The 26,774-nt window shown below is 37.2% G+C and carries 16 protein-coding genes; 11 read left to right on the forward strand and 5 right to left on the reverse strand.

The features are described 5' to 3' along the window. Positions 1–117 precede the first annotated feature (117 nt). The 7 genes from ACFPVY_RS15795 (at position 118) to ctlX (ending at position 9,651) form a co-directional block, all read left to right on the forward strand. On the forward strand, positions 118–2,088 hold the full coding sequence (locus ACFPVY_RS15795; protein ID WP_379793107.1) for a tetratricopeptide repeat-containing sensor histidine kinase: 1,971 nt from the start codon (positions 118–120) through the stop codon (positions 2,086–2,088). Between the two features lie 73 nt (positions 2,089–2,161). Further along, on the forward strand, positions 2,162–2,923 hold the full coding sequence (locus ACFPVY_RS15800) for a LytR/AlgR family response regulator transcription factor (RefSeq protein WP_379793108.1): 762 nt from the start codon (positions 2,162–2,164) through the stop codon (positions 2,921–2,923). A 102-nt stretch (positions 2,924–3,025) separates the two neighbouring features. Beyond that, positions 3,026–5,476 carry a T9SS type A sorting domain-containing protein gene (locus ACFPVY_RS15805; protein WP_379793109.1) on the forward strand — a complete coding sequence of 817 codons (2,451 nt, stop codon included), beginning with the start codon at positions 3,026–3,028 and terminating at the stop codon, positions 5,474–5,476. Between the two features lie 202 nt (positions 5,477–5,678). Further along, on the forward strand, positions 5,679–6,962 hold the full coding sequence (locus ACFPVY_RS15810; protein WP_379793110.1) for a citrate synthase: 1,284 nt from the start codon (positions 5,679–5,681) through the stop codon (positions 6,960–6,962). 178 nt (positions 6,963–7,140) lie between these two features. Continuing rightward, positions 7,141–8,055 carry a dimethylarginine dimethylaminohydrolase family protein gene (locus tag ACFPVY_RS15815; RefSeq protein WP_379793111.1) on the forward strand — a complete coding sequence of 305 codons (915 nt, stop codon included), beginning with the start codon at positions 7,141–7,143 and terminating at the stop codon, positions 8,053–8,055. A gap of 67 nt (positions 8,056–8,122) precedes the next feature. After that, positions 8,123–8,530: a hypothetical protein gene (locus tag ACFPVY_RS15820; RefSeq protein ID WP_379793112.1), complete on the forward strand. Its 408-nt coding sequence runs from the start codon at positions 8,123–8,125 to the stop codon at positions 8,528–8,530. 185 nt (positions 8,531–8,715) lie between these two features. Next, entirely contained in the window at positions 8,716–9,651 is a 936-nt protein-coding gene (ctlX, locus tag ACFPVY_RS15825; protein ID WP_379793113.1) for a citrulline utilization hydrolase CtlX, read from the forward strand. A gap of 68 nt (positions 9,652–9,719) precedes the next feature. On the opposite strand, the gene ACFPVY_RS15830 is transcribed toward ctlX, so the two are convergent. Beyond that, positions 9,720–11,168: an SDR family oxidoreductase gene (locus ACFPVY_RS15830; protein WP_379793114.1), complete on the reverse strand. Its 1,449-nt coding sequence runs from the start codon at positions 11,166–11,168 to the stop codon at positions 9,720–9,722. Between the two features lie 35 nt (positions 11,169–11,203). Then, complete coding sequence (locus ACFPVY_RS15835; protein ID WP_379793115.1) at positions 11,204–11,836, reverse strand: MarC family NAAT transporter; 633 nt, start codon at positions 11,834–11,836, stop codon at positions 11,204–11,206. A 157-nt stretch (positions 11,837–11,993) separates the two neighbouring features. On the opposite strand from ACFPVY_RS15835, the gene ACFPVY_RS15840 reads away from it, so the two are divergent. Beyond that, on the forward strand, positions 11,994–13,088 hold the full coding sequence (locus tag ACFPVY_RS15840) for a carboxypeptidase-like regulatory domain-containing protein (protein ID WP_379793116.1): 1,095 nt from the start codon (positions 11,994–11,996) through the stop codon (positions 13,086–13,088). A gap of 71 nt (positions 13,089–13,159) precedes the next feature. Continuing rightward, a complete protein-coding gene (locus ACFPVY_RS15845; RefSeq protein ID WP_379793117.1) occupies positions 13,160–13,525 on the forward strand; it encodes a CoA-binding protein in 366 nt (121 codons plus the stop codon). 45 nt (positions 13,526–13,570) lie between these two features. Here the strand turns inward: ACFPVY_RS15845 and ACFPVY_RS15850 are convergent, their stop codons facing one another. From ACFPVY_RS15850 to ACFPVY_RS15860, 3 genes are all read right to left on the reverse strand, one after another. After that, positions 13,571–15,073: a sodium:solute symporter gene (locus ACFPVY_RS15850; RefSeq protein WP_379793118.1), complete on the reverse strand. Its 1,503-nt coding sequence runs from the start codon at positions 15,071–15,073 to the stop codon at positions 13,571–13,573. A gap of 138 nt (positions 15,074–15,211) precedes the next feature. Further along, on the reverse strand, positions 15,212–16,228 hold the full coding sequence (locus tag ACFPVY_RS15855) for an AraC family transcriptional regulator (protein WP_379793119.1): 1,017 nt from the start codon (positions 16,226–16,228) through the stop codon (positions 15,212–15,214). Between the two features lie 23 nt (positions 16,229–16,251). Continuing rightward, positions 16,252–16,782 carry a helix-turn-helix domain-containing protein gene (locus tag ACFPVY_RS15860; protein ID WP_379793120.1) on the reverse strand — a complete coding sequence of 177 codons (531 nt, stop codon included), beginning with the start codon at positions 16,780–16,782 and terminating at the stop codon, positions 16,252–16,254. A gap of 1,121 nt (positions 16,783–17,903) precedes the next feature. Here ACFPVY_RS15860 and ACFPVY_RS15865 point away from each other — a divergent pair. Beyond that, a complete protein-coding gene (locus ACFPVY_RS15865; RefSeq protein WP_379793121.1) occupies positions 17,904–26,561 on the forward strand; it encodes an HYR-like domain-containing protein in 8,658 nt (2,885 codons plus the stop codon). A 6-nt stretch (positions 26,562–26,567) separates the two neighbouring features. Then, the coding region (locus ACFPVY_RS15870) for a type IX secretion system membrane protein PorP/SprF (RefSeq protein WP_379793122.1) at positions 26,568–26,774 on the forward strand (207 nt) is incomplete at its 3' end.

A 26,774-nucleotide genomic window follows, 5' to 3' on the forward strand; every position in this document is an offset into this window, starting at 1 on the left:
AATTCTCAATCAAAACCCTCAAATTCTAATTCGGTTCTAAACAATTAAAAGTAAATCTTACATTTGTTTGAATCAATATTTTTCGGAAGCTACTTTTGAAAAACTAACTATTTTCAGATGAAAATAAAATTACTATTTCTCTTTTTATTGGTTTCGGTGGCTGTTTTTTCTCAAAATAAAACGGCGGATAGTTTGATTAATGTCTTGAATAAAACCAAAAGCGACATTGATAAAACTGTTTTGTTAAACGCGATCGCCACAGAATATATGTCTTCTGATCCAAAATTGATGCAAGATTTTGCCAGCAAAGCTTTGGATTTATCTAAAAAAATAAAACATCGAGTAGAGGAGGGAAATGCTTATTTAAACCTAGGGAATTCAAATGTCATCAGCGGCAATTACCCAAAAGCATTAGATTATTTTTCAAAAGCGCAAGAGGTTTTTGAATCGCAATTGAACATCGCAATTGAAAATAAAGATGCTGTCAGAAATGGTTTGGCGAGAGCTTACGGAAGCATTGGGATTGTTTTTTCTGAGCAAAGCAATTATGCAAAAGCGTTGCAGTTTCATTTAAAAGCCGTCAAAATTTACGAAGAAAATAAAGATGAGGTTCGCGTGGTCAGAATTTACAATAACATCGGGATTGTGTATCAAGCGCAAAAAGAAGAATTTAAGGCGTTAGATTATTTCATCAAGGCGCAAAAAATCCAAGAGAAAATCAAGGATAATACCGTTGGGATTACCACAACCAACATCGGGAATATTTATCTGAAGCAGCAAAATTTCGCAAAGGCCTTTGAATATTATTCAAAGGCCAAACAATTGTTTGAAAAAAATCCAGATGCTCGCGGACTCGGAGAACTTTATAATAATTTGGGTTCGTATTATCAGCAAATTGGGAAATCTGAAGAAGCGCTAAATAATTGGGAAAAAGCCATAGGAGTGTTTACTTCTATTGATGATAAATTCGGGATTTCCGACACTTACACTTACTTGGCGAAATTTTATTTTGAAAAAGGAGATTATTCTAAAGCCTTGATTAATAGCAATAAATCGTTATCGCTTGCGAAAGAGTTGCAGATTTTGGAGCAAATAATGGCTTCCGAAAAAATGCTGAGCGAAATTTATCAAAAGCAAAATAATCCTTCAGAAGCTTTGATTCATTACCAACTTTTTAGTCAAGCAAAAGACAGTTTGACCAATCACGAAAATATTCGTCAGAGCGTTCAAACAGAAATGAATTTTGATTTTGAAAAAAGAGAAGCGCTTCAAAAAGAAGAACATGAAAAGAAAGAATTGCTGTTTTCTGAAAAATCAAAACGAACCACTTTAATCACAATTTTCGGATTTTTATTTGTTCTTTTATTATTCGGAATTGGATTTTTAATTTATAATAGACGACAGTTAAAAAAATCCTTGACGCTTCAAAAAGAGTTGGCAGAATATGAACAGAAAGCCTTGCACTTGCAGATGAATCCGCATTTTGTTTTTAATTGTCTTGGTTCGATTTCTAGTTTTATAGTGCAAAACGGAACCGATTCTGCGATAAAATACCTGTCAAAATTCTCAAAATTAATGCGACTTACTTTAGAATATTCCAAAGAATCGCTAATTCCGATTGACAAGGAAATTGAAAGCCTTCAAAATTATTTGGAACTAGAACAATTACGTTTCAACCAAGTTTTTAATTTTTCGATTACAAAAAATCCGGAAATTGAAGACGATATGGCTTTACCGCCGTTGTTATTGCAACCTTTTGTAGAAAACGCGATTATTCACGGATTGATTCCGAAGAAAGAATTGGGACAAATTGACATTCATTTTGACTTAAAAGATCAAAGTTTGATTTGCACGATTACGGATAACGGAATTGGGTTTGAGAAATCAAAAGAACTGAAAGAACAATCGGTTTCTATTCATAAATCAATGGCTTTGGATATTACCAAAAAGCGATTGGAAATGATGGAAAATGTAACAAATAAGACATCACAATTGGATATTGAAGAAATTACAGACGAAAACGGAAAATCCGTTGGAACACGAGTGATCTTGAAATTACCAATTCAGTATAATAGTCCAAAGTCATGAAATATGACGTGTTAAGTTAATAACTCAAAATAAGAAGCTTGTAGCCTAAAGCTTAAAGCCTAAAGCGAAAAAAATGATAACAGCATTACTCATCGACGATGACGCCAACTTAAGAAACGGAATGAAAAGCCTTTTGGCAAGGTATGCGCCAGAAATAAAAATTTTAGGCGAAGCAGATTCTGTGGAAACCGGCGTGGAAGCGATTCAGAATTTAAAACCAGAAGTCATTTTTTTAGACATTCAATTAACTGACGGAACTGGTTTTGATATTTTAGAACAAGTGGCGAAGAATCAAGGGAAATCTTCGTCGCACATTGTTTTTATTACGGCTCACGAACAATATGCTATTAAAGCATTTCGATTCAGTGCGTTAGATTTTCTTCTAAAGCCAGTTGATCCCGAAGAATTGCAAAAAGTGATTGCCAAGATAAAAAGTGTTTTGGAGAAAAATGATAATTATGCCCACATCGATTTGCTGTTGGAAAACATTAGAAAAAAAGTGGACAATTTTAAGAGAATTGCCTTGTCAACTTCTGATGGAATTCATCTTTTTGAAATCAGCGATATCATCAGATGTGAAAGCGAAGACAATTATACCAAGTTTTTTATCAAGAATAGCAAGCCAATTTTGATTTCAAAAACATTAAAAGAATACGAAGAATTGCTAACCGAACACGGTTTTGAGCGAATCCACCAATCGCATTTGATCAATCTTTCATATTTGAAATCTTATATCAAAAAAGACGGCGGTTATGTGATTATGGCAGACAACAGCAATCTGCCAATTTCGCAACGAAAAAAGGAACGATTGCAAGAACTTTTAAAGACAATTTGACGAATTCTAACCCAAAGCAAGCGAATACTCAATTGCCAGAATAAATTGTTATTGACTGTTTTACTTTTATAAAAGAAATACGACAAACTTAAATTATAGGTTATGAAAAAAATATTACTCTTTTTGCTATTTTTCTTGAGCATGTCATTTGCGATGGAAGCTCAGATTACGACACCTTCAGATTATGAGGTTTGTGATGACAACAATGATGGTGTTGCGATATTTGACTTAACTAGTAAAGATGCCGAGATTTTAAATGGCCAAAATCCAGGCGATTATATGATCACTTATCATGAAACGTTGACAAATGCAACTCAAGATATTTCGCCTTTAAATACTAATTATGCGAATGTTAATCAATACACAACAACACTTTATGTGAGAGTAGAAAATATTGCATTAGGTACGTTTGCAATTGTAGAATTAAATTTGATTGTCAATCCGTTGCCGATGATAATTCAGCCAAATGATTTGAATGTATATCAAAATCCTTATACAGGAATCGCGGTTTTTGATTTAACAAGTCAAAATGACTATATGACGGCGGGTGTTGCAGGATCTTATGTTTCTTTTTATTTAACCCAATTTGACGCAATGGCAGGAACTGCACAATTGTCAACACCTTCGGCTTATGTAAACACTTCACCAACGCAAACAATTTGGGTTCGCGTAACCAACGCTGGAACAGGATGTTTTGTCATTACAGATTTTGATATCATGGTTTGGCCAGAAAGTACTAGTGACGCGGTTTACATTCCTGATGCAAATTTTAAGACGGCATTGATTACTTTGGGATACGACACAAATGCTGATGGTGAAATTCAGTTTTCAGAAGCATTAGCTGTTACAACAACTTTAAATGTTACGAGTTCAAATATTACAGATTTAACAGGATTGCACGCCTTTACGAATATCACTGGCTTCTACTGCAGTTACAATAATCTAACGTCTGTAGATGTAAGTACAATTCAATTTGCAGGAACAAATTTTAGTTTTAGAAATAATCCAAATCTTTCATATATCAATATGAAAAATGGTGTTATTGACGAATGTTTTATTTTACCGCTGACGGGTTCAGATTACACTTGTTTTATGTTTTTAGATTTACCGTCGTTACAATTTATATGTATCGATGAAGGAGAAGATGCGAATTGGTTAATTCCTTCAAATGTTCAGGTAAATAGCTATTGTAGTTTTGTTCCCGGAGGAAGCTATAATTCAATTGTAGGCACCACTCGTTTTGACGAAAATAATAATGGATGCGACGCCAATGATTTTAGGCCTCCACTTGTAAAATTAAATTTCACGAATGGAACGACAACGCAGTCAATTTTTACAGATGCATATCAAGATTACAACTATTTTGCTGGTGCCGAAAGCCTTACCGTAACACCAGAAATTGAAAATCCATCTTATTTTGCTATTTCTCCGGTAAGCGCAACTGTAAATTTCCCGAGCTTAAGCAATATTGTTGAAACCAGAAACTTCTGCATAACTCCAAACGGAATCCATCCAGATATTGAAATTGCGATTGCACCAATTGTTCCAGCGCGTCCAGGTTTTCCCGCAATTTATGAAGTAGTTTATAAAAATATCGGAAACCAAACTTTGAATCAGCAATACGGAATCAGTTTCTTTTACAATCAAAATCTGATGAATTTCACTTTGTCAAATCCAGCACCCGATACGCAAAATGCAGGAGCTTTAAATTGGAGTGTGAACAATTTGCAACCTTTTGAATCTAGAAGTATTTATGTGACAATGAATATCAATGCGCCAACGGCAACAAATCCGGTGAATATTGACGATATTTTGACTTTGACCGCAAATGCGATTCCAGCGACTGGCGAAACAAATACGCAGAACAATATTTTTCAATTTAATCAGACTGTGGTTGGTGCTTATGATCCAAATGACAAGCAATGCGTGGAAGGCGATATTGTTTCTCCGGTAAAAATTGGCGAATACCTTCATTATCTGATTCGTTTTGAAAATACAGGAAATTATTATGCCGAAAATATTGTGGTAAAAGACGTTATTGATACTACAAAATTTGATGTTTCAAGCTTGCAGATCATGAGCTCATCGCATCCGGTAGAAGCGAAAGTTCGAGGAAATATTGCCGAATTTATTTTCAAAAATATCAACTTAGATTCTGGTGGCCACGGAAATATCTTATTGAAATTGAAAACAAAAGCAAATCTCACTGCAGGAACAACTGTCTCAAATAAAGCCGATATTTTCTTCGATTACAATCATCCGATTATAACCAATTTTGCAAATACGACTTTCCAAGAATTAAGCGTTCCTGAAAAGAATTTGAATCAAGCCATTAAAATTTATCCAAATCCAACAGATGATGTGGTAAATATAAAAGCAGATTCCACGATTCGTTCGATTCAGGTTTATGACGTGCAAGGACGGATTTTAATTTCTAAAATTCTTTCAGAAGAAAATGCTTCGGTTGATTTATCTAGTTACTCGTCAGGTATTTATTATTTAAAAATCAATTCTGATAATGGATCAAAAACCGAAAAGTTAATTAAAAAGTAGTTAAGTTTAAATAAATAGTTAAGTAGCTGAAAGCCCGAAGATTTTTTTCGGGCTTTCTTAATTTACGATTTATGTATAGCAATTTTACAAAATTTAATGAAATATTAACGAAATCGTTTCCGTATTGTTTTTCAGTTAATAATGAATTACCTATTTTTGTTAAATTAATTTTTCACAATTTTAAATAATTCCCATATATATTATGTCAAAAACAGCAATATTAGAACTTGACGGTAACAAGTATGAATTTCCAGTAATCGTTGGAACAGAAAACGAAGTTGCTATCGATATCGATAAATTACGCAGTGCTACAGGAGCGATAACAATTGATCCAGGTTATAAAAATTCAGGATCTTGCAAAAGCGAAATCACTTTCCTTGACGGAGAAGAAGGAATTTTGCGTTACAGAGGTTATTCAATCGAACAATTAGCCGAAAATGGTAACTTTCTTGAAGTATCCTATTTAGTGATTTTCGGAGAATTGCCAACTGCAAAACAATTAGAGCAATTTGAAACAGACATCAGAAAATATACTTTGATCAACGAAGAAATGAAAAACATCATCGATGGTTTTCCAAAAAACGCACACCCAATGGGCGTTTTATCTTGCTTGACAAGTGCTTTGACAGCATTCAACCCAAAATCGGTGAATGTTGAGAATGAAAAAGAAATGTATGAAGCGGTTTGCAAAACAATGGGGAAATTCCTTGTGATCGCAACGTGGACTTACAGAAAAAGCATGGGTTACCCATTAAATTATTATGACAATACAAAAGGTTATGTAGAAAACTTCATGCGTTTGATGTTTGAATTACCAACCGGACCTTATACAGCAAACCCAACAATCGTTGCGGCTTTAGATAAATTATTCATCCTTCACGCTGATCACGAGCAAAACTGTTCAACTTCAACAGTTAGAATGGTGGGATCTTCTCACGCTGGTTTGTTCGCTTCAATTTCTGCAGGAGTTTCTGCACTTTGGGGACCACTTCACGGTGGAGCAAATCAAGCGGTTCTTGAAATGCTGGAAGAAATCCAAAACAACGGTGGCGATGCTGACAAATATTTGGCAAAAGCAAAAGATAAAAACGATCCTTTCCGTTTGATGGGCTTCGGACACAGAGTTTACAAAAACTTTGACCCAAGAGCAAAAATCATCAAAAAAGCGGCTGATGAGGTGTTGTCAACTTTAGGCGTAAACGACCCAATCTTGAACATCGCAAAGAAATTAGAGGAAGCAGCATTGGTTGACGAGTACTTCGTATCAAGAAAATTATATCCAAACGTAGATTTCTATTCTGGAATTATTTACAGAGCTTTAGGAATTCCTACGGATATGTTCACAGTTCTTTTCGCAATCGGTCGTCTTCCAGGATGGATCGCGCAATGGAAAGAAATGCGTGTGAACAAAGAGCCAATCGGTCGTCCAAGACAAGTTTATGTTGGAGAACCATTGAGAGAATTTGTTCCTTTCGAAAAAAGATAATTATTTCTAAATAATTTAAAAAGCTTCACTTAATCGTGGAGCTTTTTTTTGGATCAGATTAGAATTATGAAAGAAAATTTTGGAAGCAATAATTATTCGATAATTTAACGTCTAATATTGCGAGAAAACTTCAAAAATAAAGTCGGTTTTTCTATATTTGCCAAAAGCCCTTTTTAGTATGCTACAATTAAATGTAAAAAATGAAACTTCAAGATTGAGGGCTGTCGTTCTTGGTTCTGCCATAAATAATGGACCAACGCCAACCGCGGAAGAAGCTTATGATCCAAAATCATTAGAACATATTTTGGCAGGAACCTATCCTGTTGAAAAAGATATGGTCAATGAAATGGAAGCTTTCAATCAGGTTTTTCAAAAATATGATGTGCAAGTTTTCCGTCCGCAAATGATTGAAAACTATAACCAAATTTTCACCAGAGATATCGGTTTTGTGATTGACGATACTTTCATTAAAGCCAATATTCTTCCGGATAGAGAAAGAGAATTAGATGCGATTCAGTTTGTAATTGACCAAATTAATCCAGCAAAAGTCGTGCGTCCGCCAGAAGAAGTTCATATCGAAGGTGGCGATGTGATGCTTTGGAATGACTATATTTTCATAGGAACTTACAAAGGTTCTGACTATAAAGATTATATCACAGCCCGAACAAATATCGAAGGCGTGAATTATATCAAAGAATTATTTCCAAATAAAATTGTGAAGGAATTTGACTTGGTAAAATCCAAAATAGAAGCCAGAGATAATGCGCTTCATTTGGATTGCTGTTTTCAGCCAGTTGGAAAAAACAAAGGAATTATTTACAAAAGCGGTTTCCGTCAAGAATCAGAGTATCTTTTCTTGGTGAATCTTTTTGGAAAAGAAAACCTTTTCCACATTGACAGAGACGAAATGTACAATATGAATTCAAACGTATTTTCAATTGCTGAAGACGTCGTGGTTTCCGAAAGAAATTTTACAAGATTGAACAATTGGTTAAGAAGCCACGGATTTACTGTGGAAGAAATTCCGTATGCTGAAATTGCCAAGCAAGAAGGACTTTTAAGATGCTCCACCTTGCCATTGATTAGAGATTAATTTTTAGATCGCTGTATTTTTTAATAACCTGTTAAGCATTTGTTTATTAGTGTCTAAATTGAGTAATATGAAAAAAAGACTGAAAATCACTTTAGCAATTTTTTCTTTTTGTTTTTTATGTGTTGCGATTATTATAATTGGCTATTTTACAAATGTAATTTTTCCGTGGGAAAGGACGAAATCAATTCAGGAAGCAATAGATATGGGCGGTTTGTCAGAATTACCTATTGATGCAGAAAATATAGAAATTGAAAAACGTGGTAGTATGTTCACAAGACAATACATAATTGAATTTAATTGTACGGAAGCTGAAATTGAAAAGTGGATTGATAAAAGCAAAAGATTAAAAAATAACATCCCAAAGATTGAGGGAAAAACAAAAATTTATGAAATCTATCCAGGAGAAAATGGAGCGATGGGCGGTAAAGTAAAAATTGAAAAAAGCAAGGTTTCAGTAAATATGAGCTGGAGCTAATAATATAATTTATAGATAATGAACAGTAAATTTTATTGAGGTATAATTGTAATTTGATTTTATATCCGAAATTATTGACATTTTGTAATTTTGCTAAACCTTAAACCTTAAACCTTAAACCTTAAACCTTAAACCTTAAACCTTAAACCTTAAATCATAATTCATTCACCTAAACCCTAAAGAAAATGAAACAGACAACAAATTCCATTTTAATGATTCGTCCGGTGGGTTTCAGAATGAACGAGCAAACCGCGGTTAACAATTATTACCAAAAAGTTTTAGACGGATTGCTTCCGGAAACTGTGAACTTAAAAGCGCAACTCGAATTTGACGAGTTTGTAGTGAAATTGCGAAATGCCGGAATCAATGTAACCGTTGTGGAAGACACGAAAAGTCCAGACACGCCTGATTCTATTTTTCCAAACAATTGGATTTCTTTTCACGAAAATGGAGACGTAGCTTTGTACCCAATGTTTGCTGAAAACCGTCGTGAAGAGCGTCGTGAAGACATTTTAGATTTACTGGAGGAAGATGGTTTTAAGATTGAAAACATCGTAGATTATACTTCTGCCGAAGAAGATAAAATCTATTTGGAAGGAACAGGAAGCCTTTTAATCGACCGTCCAAACGGAAAAGTGTATTGTGCTCTGTCACCGCGTGCCGATGAAGAATTGGTTATTGAATTCTGTGAGGATTTTGATTATGCACCGGTTATTTTTGAAGCATTCCAAACGGTTAATGGCGAAAGAAAATTGATTTACCATACGAACGTGATGATGTGTCTTGGTGAGACTTTTGCCGTAATTTGTGCGGATTGTATCGATGACAAAAAAGAACGCAAAATGGTTTTGGACAACTTGAAAGCTGACGACAAAGAAATCATTTTGATCACAGAAGATCAAGTGAATAATTTTGCCGGAAACATGCTTGAAGTAAAAGGAAAAGACGACAAAAGATACTTGATTATGAGTGACGCGGCTTACAAAAGCTTGAAACCCGCTCAAATCGAAAAATTAGAATACCATTGTGAAATTTTGACCTCAAGCCTTGACACGATTGAAGCGTGCGGTGGCGGAAGCGCAAGATGCATGATGGCTGAAATATTCTTGCCAAAAGAATAATTAGGCTTAAAATTTTTGCCACAGCTTAAAGATTCAAAGACTTTTGAAATCATCAAGTTGTGGCTTTTTTATGCTTTATTTTCGTTTTTAGTTTTTGCGATGTTTTTTATCATTCCGGCAAAAATGAAATAATGAAACGGAACTAATGAATACCAGTATAATCTTCCAAAAATCCCTTTTGGACGGAACGTCGCAATCTGGTGCAAGACATTTTTTTCATCGATTCTAAATTCAAGCCAAGCTTCTCCTGGAAGACGCATTTCGGCAAAAAGCAACAACCTTTTCTCGGATTTGTTGGCCAGCAAAACTCTCCAAAAATCTAAGGCATCGCCGTTGTCTAAATGTGTGGGATGTGTTCTTCCTCGGCGAAGGCCAACGCCACCAAATAATTTATCCATAAAACCGCGGGCGCGCCACATCCAGTTTCCATAATACCAACCTCGCAATCCGCCGATAGCCCAAATATTTTCTAGAACTTGTTCGATATCTTCTGGTTTTATTTCTAATTTTTGATGGTCTTTCAGACAGCCATATTTTGGAACTTCCACAAATTGGGACAAATTCTTCTTGAATCTTCCGGAAATCATGCTGTCTTTCCAGCTGGAAATTACTAAGTTCTGCTCAATTTTTTTGAACGCCAATTTGATAGCATCCGTGTAAGAAATAGTTTTAATTTTGAGTAATTCTTGAAGCCTTTTGTCTTTGGCAATGACTTCCATTTTCATACTGTCCACCAAGTTTAAGGCTAATTTGTAAGACGTTGAGGTGACAAAATAAAGCCAGTAAGACGAAAGCTTCGGAGTCATTACGGGAACGGTAATAATCGTGCAGTTAATCCCTCTCACTTTTGCATATAATTCCATCATTTGTTTGTAATTCAAAACATCGGGACCGCCGATATCAAAAGAATCGTTGTAACATTCTTCTCGTCCTAAAACGCCGATTAAAAACTGAATTACATCTCGAATGGCAATGGGCTGTGTTTTTGTCAAAACCCATTTTGGAGCGATCATAACAGGAAGTTTTTCGCATAAATCCCTAATAATCTCAAAGGAAGAACTTCCGGAACCCACAATTATTCCGGCACGCAGAACCGTCATGTTGAAATTTCCTTTGTATAAAATATCTTCTACATCTTTTCTAGATTGCAAGTGTTTTGATAACGTTTTGTTGTTCACGATGCCACTCAAATAAATCGCTTGTTTGACGCCAATATGATTCATATAAGCATTGAAATTTTGCGCAGATTTGGCTTCCATTGCATCAAAAGTATCGGTGGAAGACGACATTGAATGAATTAGATAATATGCAACATCAGCGTCTTTTGGGCAGTTTTCAAAGTTTGGTTCTTCTAAAAAATCCACTTCCCACAACGTAACTGCTTCCAGCAACTCTTCTTCAAGACCAAACCGATTTTTATCTCTGACGCAACAAATCACTTCATGACCTTGCGCAATTAGTTCTGGCAATAATCTTCGGCCAACGTATCCATTTGCACCTGTGAGAATAATTTTCATAAAGCGATTTTTCTTAAAGTTAAGAAGAAATGCGCCTAAACAGTAGTTAAGGTTTTAAGAATGTTTACCACAGAACTGCTGATGTACTGAACTCCGATTGCAATTACAATAAAACCAATGATTCTTGAAATCGCCACGATTCCTGAAGCTCCAAGAATTCTTGACAAATAATGGGCACTTCGCATGACTAAAAAGATAACGATTGCCACGGCGGCGATGGCAAGGCAAACTAAAATTTGCTCGTTTATAGAAACATAATCTTGGTAAAGCGCAATTAAAAGCGACATTGATCCCGGTCCGGCCAGCATTGGAATTGCCAATGGAGTCAGAGCAATATCGTTTCTTTTTTGGGCATCATTTTCCACTTGTTTGTTGACGCCTCGGGTTTTGCTGAATCTTCCGGAAAGTAAGGCAAAACCAGAATTTAAGATAATCAAACCACCTGCAATTCTCAACGCATCAATACTAATTCCGAAGAAATTCAAAACGTATTGACCAACGAAAAAGGAAATAATTAAAATGATAAATACGTTAATCGCCGTCCATAATGAAATTCTGGAACGCTCTTCTTTTGTGTCGCTTTGGGTTAATCCCACAAAAATGGGAACGGCGCCAAGCGGATTTATTACTGAAAAAAGTGCAGCGAAAACATAAATAAAAATCTCCATAGTTTTTTGGTAAAATTAAAGTGCAGACGGATGGTTTTAGTAAAGTTAAAAATAAATTACCATTATCAAATAGAAATACTCTTTTTCTTACTTCGTAAATTTTGCCTAAAGATTGGTTATCTTTACAAAAAAATATAAGACCGTTGTAATGAAATTAATGCCAAAAATTTTTTGCTTTTTACTCGTTTTTTTCATTTCGGGAAATGCTTTCTCACAAACTTTAGAAGGTTCCATTTTTGATAAAAACACAAAATTACCATTGCAATCGGCGACAGTTTATTTAGACGGAACGACGATTTCGACATTGACCGATGAAAAGGGTTATTTTAAATTAGATTCAAAAGGAAATACTAAGTCAGATTTGGTCATAAGTTTCGTGGGATACCTTACTTCACGTATCAATAATGCGTTTCAATATCAAAAAATAAAAACATTTTTAGAAGAAGATTCCATTGCAATCGACGAAGTTTTTATCGGCAAAGGACCTTTTACTCAGAAACAGATGCTGAAAGTTTTTAGGCAATATTTTTTAGGAACTTCGCAATATGCTTCGTTTTGTAAAATAATTAATGAAGATGATATTTATTTGTATTTTGATACCGACACGAACTCTTTAACGGCAACTTCCAGAACTCCGTTGAAGGTTATAAATAACTTTTTGGGATACGAAGTAAATTTTGATTTGGTAGATTTTGAAGTGAAATTTAATAAACGAACACTCGATTCAAAAAATGTGACATCTAGCTCATTTGCAGGAACTACGTTTTTTAAAGATATTTCAAATGATGATAAAATTCCGCAAAAGCGAAAAAATATTTACCGAGGATCTGCAACTCATTTTATGCGTACGATTGCATACGAAACTTGGGAAACTGAAAAATTTAAGTTAATCGTTGATAAATTTAAAGTAGATCCAAAGGAGTATTTTAAGATCAGCGATACTTTAGGTTTAAAAAAAATCACACTTATCAAATCACCGATGATTCGTGTTGAAAAGTTAAAATCAGATGCTAAAAATCAGATTCAAAATAGTAAGAAACCTGAATTTATTGAGCGTAAAGATTATTTTACAATAATGTATGATAATCATAATCAGTCAGTTGCTGATTTTATTTCGAAGGAATATTTTGTCGATGAAAACGGAAATTATAGTCCGTTTTATGGCGTTGTATTTGGAGGATTTATCGGTGCGCAGAAAATGGCAGAAATGCTTCCAACAGATTTTTATCAGAGTATTAAAAAGCAACCCTGATGTTATAATTTTTATAAATATAGCAAGGAAAAATTTAGAATTAATTAAATTTATACAATATAAAACACGTTATGAGAAACAAAAAAACATTGGTATTGGGAGCTTCGTCAAATCCGGCGCGTTATTCTTACATGGCCATCAGAAGCCTTACGGCAAAGGAACATTCGGTTGTTGCCATCGGATTAAAAGAGGAAGAAGTTTTGGGTGTAAAAATTCAAACCAAGCAAATTCCTTTTACTAATATTGATACGGTAACTTTATATTTAAATCCGCAAAGACAGCGCGATTATTACAATTATATCGTGTCGCTTTCACCAAAGCGCGTTATTTTTAATCCCGGAACTGAAAATCCAGAACTGTATCAGCTTTTAAAACTGAACAATATAAAAGTGGAAGTGGCCTGCACGCTGGTCATGATTTCTACAAATCAATTTTAAAAAAGAAACGGCAATTCAAGTAAGAGTTGCCGTTTTTTTATGTCTTTAAAATTGCGTCTGGCTTTCTGCCGGCTTACTAATTAACAATAATCCTAGGAAAGTAAGGCCTCCGTTTAAAATAATCAGTTCTTCTGCAAATTCATAATTTCCAAAAAGAGCTTTTGAATTTAAGCTGATTATAAAAGTAATGGCTGGCGCCAAGAGGCAAATTATTGGAACAAATTTATCTTTCACGGTTTTCGTTTTTACAAATAATCCAAAAGAATACAAGCCTAGAAGCGGTCCGTAAGTGTAAGCAGCGATTTTGAAAATTAGACTTACGACTGAATCGGAATTTGCCCAATAAATTACCAAAATTACGAAGAACATCAAAAGTGAAAATCCGACGTGCACAAAATGTCTGGTTCGCACCATATTTGGTTTTGAAGCATTTTCGGCTTTGTCCATTCCTAAAAAATCTACGCAGAAAGAAGTTGTAAGCGCCGTTAAAGCTGAATCTGTCGTGGCAAATGTTGCGGCAGTCAATCCTAATAAAAATACAACTGCTGGAACTATTTCCAGATAATTAAAGGCAATTTCTGGAAACAATAAATCTGTTTTTGGCTTTCCGGAAGCGAGATCTAACGGTGCGCTAATTCCATAGTTTTCAGCATATAAATACAGCAACGCTCCCACACTCAAGAAAAAGATGTTGATTATTACAAAGATTCCGGTGAAGGTGAACATGTTTTTTTGGGCTTCGCCGATGTTTTTACAGCTGAGGTTTTTTTGCATTAAATCTTGGTCAAGACCCACCATTGCAATGGTTACAAAGATTCCTCCTAAGATTTGTTTCCAAAAGAAATTACTTTTTAGCCAATCGTCAAAGAAAAATGTTTTTGAATAAGGACTTTCATAAACCGCCGTAAAAGCTTCGGGAAGTGTAAAATTTAAGCTGTCGCAAATAAAATAAATGGTAAAAATCACAGAAGAAACCAAGAAGATTGTCTGTAATGTATCGGTTATGATTATGGTTTTTAAACCGCCACGATAAGTGTAAGCAAAAATTAATGCCAAAGAAATCAAAACTGTGACAAAAAACGGCACGTGAAAAGCCCCAAAAACATAGCGTTGAAGCACAATTACCACCAAATATAAACGTGCTGCCGAACCAATTGTTCTGCTAATTAAAAAGATAGAAGCAGCCGTTTTATAAGAAATAAAGCCCAATCGCTGTTCGATGTAACCATAAATCGAAGTCAGATTCATTCGATAATACAACGGCAATAAAACCTTTGCAATCAAGATGAATCCGATAGCATTTCCTAAAACAAATTGAAAATATTTAAACTGAATATCGGGCGAACCCACTTGTCCTGGAACAGAAATAAAAGTCACGCCAGACAAGGCAGTTCCAATCATTCCAAAAGCGACCAAATACCATTTTGAGTTTTTATTGGCCTTGAAAAAAGCATCGTTTCCGGAGTCTTTTTTGCTGACAACATTTGAAATCAGAATTAAAATTCCGAAATAAATGACGATGATAAGTAAAATCGTTAAAGGTTGCATGTTTGTATGTTTATTGCAAAGCAACTAAATTTTGAGGAAATAATTGCTTTTTTAGATTTTATTCTTTGTTGATTTTCGTGAATGATTTTCATGCCGTTATCCATACTTTAACTACGCATTATCCGTACTTCAGTCTTACTACAGCGCGGTCTTCGATTCAATATATTGGGAAGGAGTGAGGCCAGTAATCTTCTTGAAGACCCTATTAAAGGTGGATTGTTGCAAAAAGCCTGCTTCAAGATAAATGTGTTCAATTGTAAAAACTTTATGTTCGTTTTTTTCAATTGCGTTCAATATATGATTTACCCGATATTCATTTACAAGATCTCGGAAGCTCTTATTAGTAAATATTGCCAGAGTTTTGTAAATATATGTAGTGTTTGTATCTAATTTTTTTGCAAGTAAAGTTATGCTGAAATCCGGATCTTTAAAGGGGTGTTCTTCGTTGAAGTAGGAAATTATTTTTTGGTATAAAATTTCGGCCCTTTCTTTTGCGAACTCATTTTTTTCCTCGTGCTCGTATAATTGTGATTGGCTACTAGAAATACTTTTTTTAATTTCCGTTTTAGAATCTTGAAAATTTTGAATCTCAATTTCTATTCTGTTAAATTCATTGTGAAAGTACAGTGTTAAGAGCGAGAAGTAAGTAACAATTATTACAACTATGTAATCTTGTAATTTGTGTAGTATTTCATCGTCTTCTGTATGTTTTACGCTGTTTGTAATTAAAAAATAATCGGCAATATTCGGGGTAAAATAGCAAATTATGAGTAAAATTAAAGTGGCTGTTATCGCGGTTTTTAGGTCAGTAAGCATCCATATCATCAGTACCACCGGGATGTAAAATAGTAAAATGACCGAAGTAATGTGATGTAAACAAAGGCTGAAATAGAATACCAGGGCTGCAATGACCAAAGTCATTATTCTATAAATTGGCCAAGAATCAAATTCAGTTTTAGAAAGTATGTATGTTGTTAAAGCAATACCGAAAAAAGAAAAAAGCAGTGGTTCTCTAGAAACCATTTGTTCGTGGCCAATAAAAGGAAGCAAAAATGTCAGAATTATGAAATACGCTAACACTCCAAGAATGGATAGAATGAATATCTTTCCAAATTTTTTTCTCTTATAATTCAGCTCATCAATTAGCTCTTGCATTTATTGGTTTGTTGTTTGAAATTTTAACTTAAAAAATAGTCTTTTTGCAAATCGAAACAATATTGCGACGGTGTCTTGCCCACGAATTTTTTAAAATTTCTGTTGAAAGTGGCTTGCTGTCTAAATCCTGCCCTCTCATAAACTTCCTTAATTATTACATGGCCGTGTTTTTTAATAAATTCTTCTTTTACCAGATTAATGCGATACTCTTGAATAAAATCAGAAAAATTTTTACCTCCCTCTTGATTGATAGCTCTGGAAACATAGGAAGGATTTGACTTTACTTTTTTTGACAACATATTTATAGTAAAATCTGGATGTGTATATGGCTTATTATTTTCGATATATTCTTGAATCTTCAAGTAAAGTAGCATAAGAGTAGAATCATCTACCGATTGTTGCTCACTGTTAAATGGTTTTTCCTTAACCGCACTATTTGCGATTTTAGTTAATTCGTTATAATAATACAGCGTTAAAAAGGTGAGGTAAAACGAAATTGTTACAATGATATAGCTTAGGTATTTGAGCGTCTGAGCATCATCTTCTGTAAGCACTTTTTCTGAGCCAAGATTAAAACGCTTCGATATATACGGAATTATAAGGAAGCACAGTAAAAATGTAATTGTTATCGCAATGATTGAATTTTTAAGGGATACCTGCATAATGACCAATGCCGTAATTGGCATGAAGAAAAACATGCACACCATCGAACGCTGACAGCCCAAAAGGGTCAGGTAGAAAACCAATATATATAACCCAATGGTAATGACCTTGAGAATTGGCCAGAAATTAAAATTTTTCTTTAGCGACAAGAATAACAAGTATCCCATGACCAAAAGAGAAAAAAATATGCTCGGCGGCCTAATTGACAATCTATAGTCGGTGTTTGCGACTTTAAAATAAAGTGTCAAACAAGTGTAAAATAAAAGGATAGCAAATAGCGAATAGATCAATATTCTACCAAATTGATTGCGCATTTTATGAATTTGTTCTTGAACTGTCATTTATTCAATGAATTGTGGTAATGATTTTAAAAGTCTGGGCGGACTCAAATTGTAATTCTTCAAGAAAAGTAACAAAAAAAAATTATAAAGCATTAAAAGGGTCAAAAATTACGTAGTGAGTAGTTACTCATTATAAGATATTGTAATAAAACATATAAGTCAAAATAAAAAAAAAGCGATTTTTTAAATTCATTTTTCTACTATAACAGATTGATAATAAATGTTTTAAATGTGAGTATAAGTGTTTTTTGATAATGACTGCTCAAGTGGAATTTTTAAACAATATAAATCGCAAATATTTGTCTGTATTTTATTTCTTAAAAACGCAATCGAATTATTTTCCTTGCTTTTTATAAAAAAGAAAGATAAAATATGTATGCTAGGCCCCAAGCTTTGCAACTTAACCACTAAAATTTGAATGCTACGGAAAATGATTTATTAACATTTTTCAAAAAAGTATTTATGAAGAGAAAATTCTGCCAGCGGATGAAGTTCATCTAATAAAGAACCTTTGTTGCCCATCAACCTTAATCTATAAAACCTATCTTTTGACAACAAGCACAGCTCACTGTGCTTTGTTTTGGTGTCTTTATTAATTTTTAAAAGCAATTAAAACAAACTTTAAAACGGCAACCTGAGGAAAGTCTTCTGGTTGCGAAAAACAAAAACAAATGAAACAAAAAATTACATTATTGCTACTCTTTTTCTTGGTTAGCCTAAGTGTGAATGCACAATCTTTTTTGGTTACTTTTCCAAATCATGACGCTGCACCAACACAAAACCCAAGAAATTTGACGGTCTGCGAAGGAACGTCGATGTTAAAAGTACGATTAGATGTTGCTGCAGCATCAACAACAGGAGCTAGTGTGACCATTCAGTTACCTCCTGGAGTAGAATACTTGCCAGGCACAGTAACTAAAACAAACGGAACGCCCGCTTTAACCATTGCAGACAACGGCGGTGGGGCAAATGCTCCTAACTTTTCAATAGGACCAAATGCATTAATACCAGGTCAATTTATTGAGTTTACGGTAACACGCAAGGCCACCTGCGCCGCAAGAACAGCGTCTATTGCAGGAACAGCATTCAGCGATATAGTATCAGGTACAATATCAGGAAACAATGCAAGTATGGCAACTTCTTCTGCTTACCAGCTTTTTTATCCAGTATTCAGTTTTACACAACCAGCCACACAAACCAATGCGGTGGTGGGCGCTAGTTACACCAGAAATTTCACTATTTCAAACGGTGGCAATGGCTGTGCAACAGCAGTATATTTTTCAATTGAAAATGTTTCTAACGGAACACAACAAACCGGTATTACATTGGGTGGTGTAACCATAGTGCCAACTTCCACAGTTGGAAATACATCTTACTATACCGTAACTGCTTCCAATTTACCGGGTGGCGATTTTTGTTTTGGAGAAACGTTAACGTTCACTGAAACTTATGTAGTAAAAGCATGTAATGCAATAACAAACTACAGTGCAGGGTGGGGCTGCAGTGAAATACCTGCCGATTGGTGTCAGACCGTGAGCGCAAGCGCAAGTGTGGCCATGGGTGACGGTTCTGCCTCACTTACTTCATTTACCGTAGCAAAACTTAACTATGTTAACGATTGTACGCCTTTTCAATATACCTTTCAATTTGTAACAGCAGGAAGCGGAACTACAAATGCTTCTGCAATGTTTGATGCCATTTTCAGAGTTGGAGGTTCTGCTGGTGCGACTATGGGTACTGGTGCCTTGTTGAATAGTGTTTTTCAATTAAGCAATTTGAATTATAATGGGCACGCAATACCAGTGGTATACGCTTCGCCAGGGAATCATTTGAGAATTGTGGTTAAAGACCTTTTTACATCAGATCCAGATGGTGGAGGGGTAGGTCTGGAAGATTTGGATGGTGATGGATTTTATGATGACTTGTTGCCAAATTCATCGATCATATTTACTACTGATGTAAATATGAATCTTGCCATGACCTGTCCCATATCACTATCGGGATACTGGGGTTATAGAGGAGATATACTTTATGGAAATATGTGTAATGAAGACAAAATATCTGTTCTTAGAGGCGATACGCACAATGGTATCGATCGAAACACATTATCAGCGACCAATGTTTCAGAAATTTTAGAGCAAGCAGATAATAGCTATGCTCCAGCCAATATTTTTGGAGGAGTGCCTTTCCGTATGCGTTTTGCAGAAAGTTGGTATTCCATGGGAACGATCAATTACAATCCAAACCAGCGTTATGAATGGCAGGTAACATTGCCTCCCGGTGTTGAAATTTCAGGTACTGGAAATATTGTGTGGGCAAATGGCAAAGATATTGCAACGGTTCCAACGCTGACGCCAACTTATAATTATAATCCAGCAACAAGGGTTTTGACTGTATTGTCGCCGGGTGTTGATATGGGTATGTTTTTTCTCGATTTAGTGTATGATTGTGCTTCTGGACCTGCAGGTGCAGTAACAATTCCATATACTGTAAGTTATATTAATGATTCCACAACCAATTGTCGTACGTTCGCACCAATGTTTTGTGGTAGTGAAGTATTGGCAAATGTGGTATGTCCGAACGCTCCTTGCCCTGATGGTGGAGTGACAACAACTTTTTTGAAAGTAGAACGTGAAGACAATTCTTTAGGATGGACTGATAGCTCCATGACAACCCACCAGACAAGAGCCAATATCTCGAGCTATGATTTGTCAAAATCATTATATCTAGATGAATTTTTTGTTACTGCCAATGGTGTGCAACAAACGGTTGCTTCGGATAACCTTTACATAAAAATGGGGCTTAAGAAGCTGGTAGCACAATCCACAGATATTGTAGCCGTAAAGTCAATCGATATACAAATAAAAAGGGCTGGAACAACGATCGCTTCAGGCACGTTACCGTCTTCGTTTGCGTTGAATACAGGAAGTACAAATACCGTTCAATTGATTACTTGGGAGTTGACTTCACTGCTTCCTGCAGGAGGGATTTTACCGGGCGATGTCATCGAAACGGTTTCACATTATAATGTTATAGCTGGTGATGGCGCACTTCCAATAACGGACAATCAAACAGGAGACTCCTTTAAAATATACAATATTATTGGCGGTGTAGAAAGAGCCTGTAATGGCTTGATACCAGAAATGTATTTGGTGGGAACCGTATTTAGATATTCTGGGGGTATTGCTGGCACACTTTCTGGTTGCGGGCAAGCCTCGTGGGGACTTACAGCGTCAAGAAACTTTTCGTCTGCAGGTAATAAATACTTAAATGAATTTCGTCCTGGTTTTGCTTTCACAGGAATGGATATTTTTATACCTACAACCTTGACACTGGTTAATTATAATGGGCTTACGCCAACAACTGTAACGCCAGTAACGGGAGGTACATTATATCATTTTGACTACACTTCTGAAAGAATAGTACAAATTATTGCGGGGAATGGTAGTGCTGATAATACTGTAGCAGGTGGTACCATCACTGTGTCAGGAAACTGCAGCACAGTGGCAGTTAACTCGATACAGGTTAAAGCGTATGGTCAAAATTATCTTTACCATTACAGAGATTTGCCAGTCACTAATCCTCATACAAATGCTTTTCCAACAAGTGGTAGTAACTTTAGCAATAATATAGTACTCAAGCCAGAAATTAGTATCAGCAACCAGAGCGGTACAGTTCAGGCAAGCAGACCTACAGAAAGCGCAATAGTTAGAGTGTCTTCTACTGGTGGTTCAACAGCTTCATATATTTGGTTAAAAGTACCAACGCAACAGGGTATCACAATTACTGAAGTGGTAAATGTGGCTACCAATGCCGTGGCTACGCCAATCGTTTATGCAGGCGGTGTATGGTTTCAAGTGTCAACTGCAGGTATTGCGCCAGGTAGTAATGAAAATTACCGTTTAGATTTTACTTACACTACATGTGTGGCAGGAGCCATTCACGTGGAAGCAGGTTGGGACTGTACAGGTTATCCAGAGACTCCTGACGAGTATATTTGTACACCAATCAGCGTAAATTTACCATTTATTCCGCAAACTGCTGAGGTACAAATTATCACGGTAACGCAGCCATCCGATCCGGTAGATTTATGTACCGCTATACCATTTGAGTATAGAATGAACTCGGCTGGTGCAGGTAATACCATCAATAATACATTTGTGGTGGAACTTCCAGTAGGGATGTCTTATGCAGGCCCATTAGAAGCTGAATACCCAGTAGGTTCAGGAAGCTGGGCAGCCGTTGCAACCAATAATGCGGGAACTCAAACTACAGTAGACTTGACAACGCATCCAAACTTTCCTGCACAAGGATTGCCAGGAACATTAACAGATTTAGGCGATGCCAATTCACGTTTAATTGGTTTACGTTTTTCATTAAGCACAAGCTGTGATTTTATTGCAGGTTCAAAAACAAATATTTTTGCAAGAGCCAACCGCTCATGTGGTGCACCGGCAACCGGTAATGGAACAAGTTCACCATCTTTAGATATAAATATTGATGGTATCACCGCAGAATATATCATTGAAAGTTCTGTTGTTCCTTCTGGTACCTTCACTAATTGTAACAATACAGTGAATTATACGATTAGTCAAACAATTGTATCGCCAACACCGCTTGGAACAACCGCTACTACGCAAGTAATATTGCCAACAGGTTTCAGTTATATAGCAGGTTCACTTGTTTGTAACGATCCAGATTTGACCAGTAGTGCGCCTTATGCTTGTCCTGCTTATTTAGGTACATTTACAAATACTGCTGGACAAGACTATGCTGAATTCAGCGTTCCTTCAGGATTAGTTTCTGGAGACAAGCTGAACTTTACAATCGGGTTGCAACAGGCAACTACGGTAGCTTGTGGTGATTATTCTCTTCTTGTTCAAACGGTAGATAAGGTTGCTTCAGTAAGTTGTCCTTCTGCTCCGGGAGGAGTTTGTAATAACTTTACAATAGAAACAGGTAGCGTTACGCTCCCAATAAAAGTAGAGAAGCCAGAATTAGAGATTGTATCAGTGAATTACCAAAAAGAAATCCCTGCTTGCGGTGGAGATCCAATGGTACCGTCTAAATTGATTGTATCTGTTAAAAACAACAGTTTAATTAATCAAACCAATGCGAGCCCTGCGAACCCGGTTATTGTTCAAATTTTTGCAGCTGATGTTGCAGGACAGCCAATGGGTGCAGCATTGGCAACATACACAATGACAGGTCCAATTGTTGCTGGAGCGACAGTTACTGAAACAGTAAATGGCTTGTTTAACACAACAGTAACTGATTTAGTGGCGGTAATTGACACTACTCAAAACTGCGTTTGTTCATTAAACATTTTTGAAGTAGATGTAGCACCAATCGCAACTTGTAATGCTTTGTGTTACACACAAGGAAGTAGCTCGGTTCCAGTAAATGTTTTAGCAAATGATACCACTGGAGACACGGTTGTTGCCACCACGGTAAGTTTAGTAGTTCAAACTGGAGCGACTGGAGTTGTTACAGATGCAAACGGTGATGTGACAAGCATGACTATTACTGGTCAGGGAACTTGGAATGTAGACCCAGTTACAGGTGTGATTTATTTTGCACCATTAACGTCTATAACAATTAATCCAACACCAGTTTATTATACTGTTGACGATGCGGAAGGTAATACTTCAAATATTGCAAAAATAACATTGACAGCTGCAGTTAGCTTGTCTGGTACTGTTACAGCAGTTTGCGTAGCAGGAGGTTCAACATATACTGTGACAGCTACCTTAAATGGATTAGCTCCATTTACGGCAACTGGAACAGGTGCACCTGGAACCTGGGTTGGAAGCATTTGGACATCAAGTCCAATAACTTCGGGAACAAATTATAATATTAATTTTCAAGATGTTAATGCATGTAGCGCTTTAAACATTACCGGAATATCACCAGTTTGTTGTGCATTTCAAGTGATTTGCCCTACTTTCCCAGCGACAACTGTAGCTTGTTACAGCGCAATCCCTGTAGCTTCAGTTTTAACAGAAACACAATTTGAAGCATTAGGAAATGGAAATGGTGTAATTGGAAATAACCCATGTGGCGTAATCGTGATTACAGCTTCAAATGCGGCAGCGCCTGCCTGCGAAGGAAACGTAATTAGAACATACACGATTACGGAATATGCAGATACTAACAACAATGACGTTAGAGATGCAGGAGAGAATACTATTTTAAATAGTACGACCTGTTCACAAACGTTCACGATCGAAAGAGCAGACTTTACAGTTCCAGCCAACACGGCTTCTACAGTAGCCTGCGCTTCGGCAATCGTTGCACCAACTCTTCCAACGGTGACGGACAACTGCGGAAATGTACTGACGGCTTCGGCTCCGGTAATTTCTTCGGCTCCTGCTTGCGAAGGAAACGTGACTTATACTTACACATTCACTGATTGTGAAGGTAATACACATAACTGGATGCATACGTTCACGATCGAAAGAGCAGACTTTACAATTCCAGCCAACACGGCTTCTACAGTAGCCTGCGCTTCGGCAATCGTTGCGCCAACTCTTCCAACGGTGACGGATAATTGCGGAAATGTACTGACGGCTTCGGCTCCGGTAATTTCTTCGGCTCCTGCTTGCGAAGGAAACGTGACTTACACTTACACGTTCACTGATTGTGAAGGAAATACTCATAACTGGATGCATACGTTCACGATCGAAAGAGCAGACTTTACAGTTCCAGCCAACACGGCTTCGACAGTAGCCTGCGCTTCGGCAATCACAGCTCCGACAGTTCCTGTCGTAACTGACAACTGCGGAAATGTACTTACGGCTTCGGCTCCGGTAATTTCTTCGGCTCCTGCTTGCGAGGGAAACGTGACTTATACTTACACATTCACTGATTGTGAAGGCAATACACATAACTGGATGCATACGTTCACGATCGAAAGAGCAGACTTTACAGTTCCAGCAAACACGGCTTCTACAGTAGCCTGCGCTTCGGCAATCGTTGCGCCAGCTCTTCCAACGGTGACGGATAATTGCGGAAATGTATTGACGGCTTCGGCTCCGGTAATTTCTTCGGCTCCTGCTTGCGAAGGAAACGTGACTTATACTTACACGTTTACAGATTGCGAGGGCAATACTCACAACTGGGTTTATACGTATACGATTGAAAGATTGGATTTCAGCATGCCAGCTAACGGTTCATCGACTGTTGCTTGTGCTGCTAATATTGTAGCTCCTACGGTTCCTGTAGTAACTGACAACTGCGGCAATATACTGACGGCTTCGGCTCCGGTAATTTCAGCAGCTCCTGCTTGCGAAGGAAACGTGACTTATACGTATGCGTTTACGGATTGCGAGGGAAATACTCACAACTGGGTTTATACGTATACGATTGAAAGATTGGATTTCAGCATGCCAGCTAACGGTTCATCGACTGTTGCTTGTGCTGCTAATATTGTAGCTCCGACGGTTCCTGTTGTAACTGACAACTGTGGCAATATACTGACGGCTTCGGCTCCGGTAATTTCTGCGGCTCCGGCTTGCGAAGGAAACGTGACTTATACGTATGCGTTTACGGATTGCGAAGGAAATACTCATAACTGGGTTTATACTTATACGATTGAAAGGCTTGATTTCAGCATGCCAGCCAACGGTTCATCGACTGTAGCTTGTGCATCTGCTATCACGGCTCCGACTGTTCCAGTAATAACTGACAACTGTGGCGACATATTGACAGCTTCCGCTCCGGTAATTTCTGCAGCTCCGGCCTGTGAAGGAAACGTGACTTATACTTATGCGTTCACGGACTGTGAGGGCAATACTCACAACTGGGTTTACACGTACATTATCGAAATGCTTGATTTCAGCATGCCAGCCAACGGTTCATCGACTGTAGCGTGTGCATCTGCTATCACGGCTCCGACTGTTCCTGTCGTGACTGACAACTGTGGCAACATATTGACGGCTTCGGCTCCGGTAATTTCTTCGGCTCCGGCCTGCGAAGGAAATGTGACTTATACGTACACGTTTACAGACTGCGAGGGAAATACTCATGACTGGGTTTATACGTACACGATTGAAAGGCTTGATTTCACAATGCCTGCAAATGGTGCGGTGACAGTTCAGTGTATCTCTGAAGTAGTTGCGCCAACAGTTCCTGTTGTGACTGACAACTGCGGTAACATACTGACGGCTTCAGCTCCGGTCATTTCAGCGGCTCCGGCTTGCGAAGGAAATGTGACTTACACGTACACTTTTACAGACTGTGAAGGAAACACTCACAACTGGGTTTATACTTACACAATTGACGATGTGACTGCTCCGACCGGAACTGCTCCTGCAAATATTACTCTGCAGTGTATTGATGATGTCCCAGCAGCAGACATAGATGCAGTAACTGATGAAGCTGACAACTGCAGCGGTTCTGTAACGGTAACAGTTTCGGACACAAGCAATGGAGGTACTGGATGTACTGGTAATGCATATATCTTGACCAGGACTTATACTTTGACGGATTGCAGTGGCTTGTCTACGAATCTTGTTCAGACTATTACTGTTGAAGACACTACTGCACCAGCATTTACTGAGGTATTGCCTCAAGATGCGGTATTCTCTTGTGATGCTCCAATTCCTGCAGCGGTAACATTGACTGCGACTGATAATTGCAGTGTTGCAACGGTTACTTTTGACGAGCAGATTGTTAATGCGGGATGCATTGGCAACTATGACATCATCAGAACTTGGACGGCAACTGATGCTTGTGGCAACGAAACGGTTCACATTCAGACTATCATGGTTGAAGACACGACGGCTCCGACATTTGTTGAACCGCTTCCAGAAAATGAATTTGCAGAATGCGATAAGCTTCCGGCAGCGCCTGTTCTAACAGCGATTGATAATTGTGGCACGGCAACGGTAACTTTTAACGAAGAGGAAACAGACGGAACCTGCTCATTTATGAAAGTAATTACCAGAACTTGGACAGCAACCGATGATTGCGGAAATTCAATTAGCCATACACAGACAATTGACGTTTCCTGTCCCGTGATAGTTTACAATGCCTTGACTCCAAATGAAGACGGGCTGAACGATATCTTCTTGCTGGACGGAATAGATTGCTATCCGAATAATCAGGTAACTATCTTCAACAGATGGGGCGTGGAAGTATTTGGAACAAGAGGCTACGATAACACAAGCAAAGTTTTTAAAGGCTATTCTGAAGGCAGAACTACAATTTCTGCAGACAGCAAATTGCCAACGGGGACTTACTTCTACATTTTAAAATACGAATTCAAGGTAGGAGAAACATCTAGAAACATCGAGAAGTCTGGCCATCTATACATTAACGGTAACTAATAAGATATGAATCTAAAATATAAAAAAACACAGATAACTTTCCTGACACTGCTGGCAACGGCAGTGTTGGGGATCCCTTCGGGGTATGCCCAGCAGGACTCACAGTTCACCCAGTACATGTACAACACGGCGAACATCAATCCTGCGTATGCGGGACAGCGAAAGGCCCTGAGCATCTTCGGGCTTCACCGAACACAATGGGTTGGTCTTGAC

The sequence above is a fragment of the Flavobacterium qiangtangense genome (assembly GCF_042658345.1).
Taxonomy (GTDB): Bacteria; Bacteroidota; Bacteroidia; order Flavobacteriales; family Flavobacteriaceae; genus Flavobacterium; species Flavobacterium qiangtangense.

Bases quoted from the DNA above. Each gene is read 5' to 3' on its own strand.
- ACFPVY_RS15865 (WP_379793121.1), top strand. From the start codon at position 17,904: ATGAAACAAAAAATTACATTATTGCTACTCTTTTTCTTGGTTAGCCTA.
- ACFPVY_RS15815 (WP_379793111.1), top strand. From the start codon at position 7,141: ATGCTACAATTAAATGTAAAAAATGAAACTTCAAGATTGAGGGCTGTC.
- ACFPVY_RS15830 (WP_379793114.1), bottom strand. From the start codon at position 11,168: ATGAAAATTATTCTCACAGGTGCAAATGGATACGTTGGCCGAAGATTA.
- ACFPVY_RS15805 (WP_379793109.1), top strand. From the start codon at position 3,026: ATGAAAAAAATATTACTCTTTTTGCTATTTTTCTTGAGCATGTCATTT.
- ACFPVY_RS15800 (WP_379793108.1), top strand. From the start codon at position 2,162: ATGATAACAGCATTACTCATCGACGATGACGCCAACTTAAGAAACGGA.
- ACFPVY_RS15845 (WP_379793117.1), top strand. From the start codon at position 13,160: ATGAGAAACAAAAAAACATTGGTATTGGGAGCTTCGTCAAATCCGGCG.
- ACFPVY_RS15840 (WP_379793116.1), top strand. From the start codon at position 11,994: ATGCCAAAAATTTTTTGCTTTTTACTCGTTTTTTTCATTTCGGGAAAT.
- ACFPVY_RS15855 (WP_379793119.1), bottom strand. From the start codon at position 16,228: ATGCAAGAGCTAATTGATGAGCTGAATTATAAGAGAAAAAAATTTGGA.
- ctlX (WP_379793113.1), top strand. From the start codon at position 8,716: ATGAAACAGACAACAAATTCCATTTTAATGATTCGTCCGGTGGGTTTC.
- ACFPVY_RS15795 (WP_379793107.1), top strand. From the start codon at position 118: ATGAAAATAAAATTACTATTTCTCTTTTTATTGGTTTCGGTGGCTGTT.
- ACFPVY_RS15835 (WP_379793115.1), bottom strand. From the start codon at position 11,836: ATGGAGATTTTTATTTATGTTTTCGCTGCACTTTTTTCAGTAATAAAT.
- ACFPVY_RS15850 (WP_379793118.1), bottom strand. From the start codon at position 15,073: ATGCAACCTTTAACGATTTTACTTATCATCGTCATTTATTTCGGAATT.
- ACFPVY_RS15810 (WP_379793110.1), top strand. From the start codon at position 5,679: ATGTCAAAAACAGCAATATTAGAACTTGACGGTAACAAGTATGAATTT.
- ACFPVY_RS15820 (WP_379793112.1), top strand. From the start codon at position 8,123: ATGAAAAAAAGACTGAAAATCACTTTAGCAATTTTTTCTTTTTGTTTT.